3 protein-coding genes are annotated in these 1,769 nt (G+C 47.9%); 1 reads left to right on the plus strand and 2 read right to left on the minus strand.

Translation table 11 applies throughout. From position 1 onward, the window contains the following. Positions 1-424 precede the first annotated feature (424 nt). A complete protein-coding gene (locus DDT56_RS24960; RefSeq protein WP_335341477.1) occupies positions 425-562 on the plus strand; it encodes a SymE family type I addiction module toxin in 138 nt (45 codons plus the stop codon). A 43-nt stretch (positions 563-605) separates the two neighbouring features. On the opposite strand, the gene DDT56_RS24160 is transcribed toward DDT56_RS24960, so the two are convergent. Next, positions 606-854: a hypothetical protein gene (locus tag DDT56_RS24160; RefSeq protein ID WP_009112644.1), complete on the minus strand. Its 249-nt coding sequence runs from the start codon at positions 852-854 to the stop codon at positions 606-608. Continuing rightward, positions 847-1,769 (minus strand): VENN motif pre-toxin domain-containing protein (locus tag DDT56_RS24165; protein ID WP_246856879.1); only part of this gene is annotated, 923 nt, incomplete at its 5' end. The genes DDT56_RS24165 and DDT56_RS24160, both read right to left, overlap by 8 nt.

A 1,769-nucleotide genomic window follows, 5' to 3' on the forward strand; every position in this document is an offset into this window, starting at 1 on the left:
TCCTGGCCTGCGCCACGGCCTCGCTTTTCTTATACGTCTTGTAAGCGTCTATCGTCACCGTTGAGCAGGGTAAACTGGTGATTGAGGCGGAGATTAGATTCTGACTGGTAAAAGTGACTATCCCGGCCAAATGGGCGGGATCATATTACTAAGAGCCTGAAGGAGGTTTCTTTTTAAACTTATCCAAAATTTTAAAAATCAAAATACCTAGCCATGCGGCAATACCCGTAATCGAGCCAAATGCAATTGCCCTTTCTATTTTTTTGCCCTGAACACGCTACCGCCCGGCGAGTATCACCGCGCACAGCAGCTATATCAGGCTGCTCCTTATCCGCTTCATCGCGCTTTCCCTACCGCCACACCCCAAGCATTACGACGCCTGAAGGTCGGCTACGTCAGCCGCCGCCACGCAGACCACAATGATATGACGCGCTATTACAGCCGCAGCCCCAGCCTGCACCTTAAAGGCAACTGGCTGGAAGCCGCGGGATTTGGCATGGATACCCCGGTGATAGTCACCGTTGAGCACGGCCAACTGCTGATACGCATTGTGGCTGAGTGACAGATAAAAAAATCCCGGCCTGTTTTAGGGGCCGGGATCTTTGCTAAACAAGTCCCAAAGATTCAGGTAGATCCCTTACATATTCGCATTTATCACCTTCATATTGAGAAGAGATATCTTTGAATATATTAACTAATTCATCTTTTTCTTTTTCATCAAGGAGCTGAAGTTCAGCAGCCATCTGCTCCATCGCATCAACCGCTATATCAGGATCTAGATGATCATCGTCTGTAAACTCTAAAAATATTGCTAAATCGGCGATCACTTTCACAAGCCTAACATCTCTATTCATGAACTATTTTCACCTCAATATTTTTAATACCTAGCTCATCAAACATTTTCTGCGCCCGATTAGCTTGAGCCTGATTGGGGACTTCCCATCGACCTGTCATGCCATTATTTTTAAGTGCTTCAGACTGCCGTAATGCTTGATTTTTCGCCTTTTGCGTCGTAACAACAGATATTTTACGGTCAACCATCACATTGTCATCAACACCGTCGAATCTAACCGATTTAGCCTTTCCATCAGCATCAACTCTCTCAATGCTAGGAGCCTGACCTTTTTGCGTTTCTATATTTGAACGGGCACCAGAAGCAGAATCGTTATAGTTACGTGCCCGTTCACTCATGCTGGCATTTTCATCAACCCATTTGACTTGAATTTCATCACTGGCTTTATTAATCAGCTTCGAGGCTTCAGCAATATCCCCTTTCTTCAGTGCGGTTTCTGCTGCCTTGATAATCTTACCAGCACCATCTCCCAGTACAGGCACCAGCCCTACTGCCGCAGCCAGATAATCCAGCGCACTCTGCGCTTCCGCAAAACTCTTGATATCTCCAACAATAGGAACAAAATCAGTACCAAATAAACCCGCGCCTTTCAGCAGTTCCTGGCTATGCGCTTCCATCCTGGCTGAACACGTTTCCGCACTCAGCCCTGCGCAATACTTCTCCTTAAACTCTTCCTGTGCCGCTTCAAGCTGCTTCCGGGCGTTCTGGTACTTCTCTTCCTGCGTCACACCGGAGGCTTTGTTCTCAATGATGTCACTGAGCGCGTTATTCTCCACCTCATTCTTCGCCGTATTCGCTCCGCTTCCGGCACCGGTAAGGTTACCATCGATAAGTCCGCCCGCGCCAGCGCCCGCTAGGGTGATCAGATTCGCTATCAGCTCTTTCTGCTCACCCGTCAGTTCTTCCGCTTTTACCC

The sequence above is a fragment of the Brenneria corticis genome (assembly GCF_003115855.1).
Classification (GTDB): domain Bacteria; phylum Pseudomonadota; class Gammaproteobacteria; order Enterobacterales; family Enterobacteriaceae; genus Brenneria; species Brenneria corticis.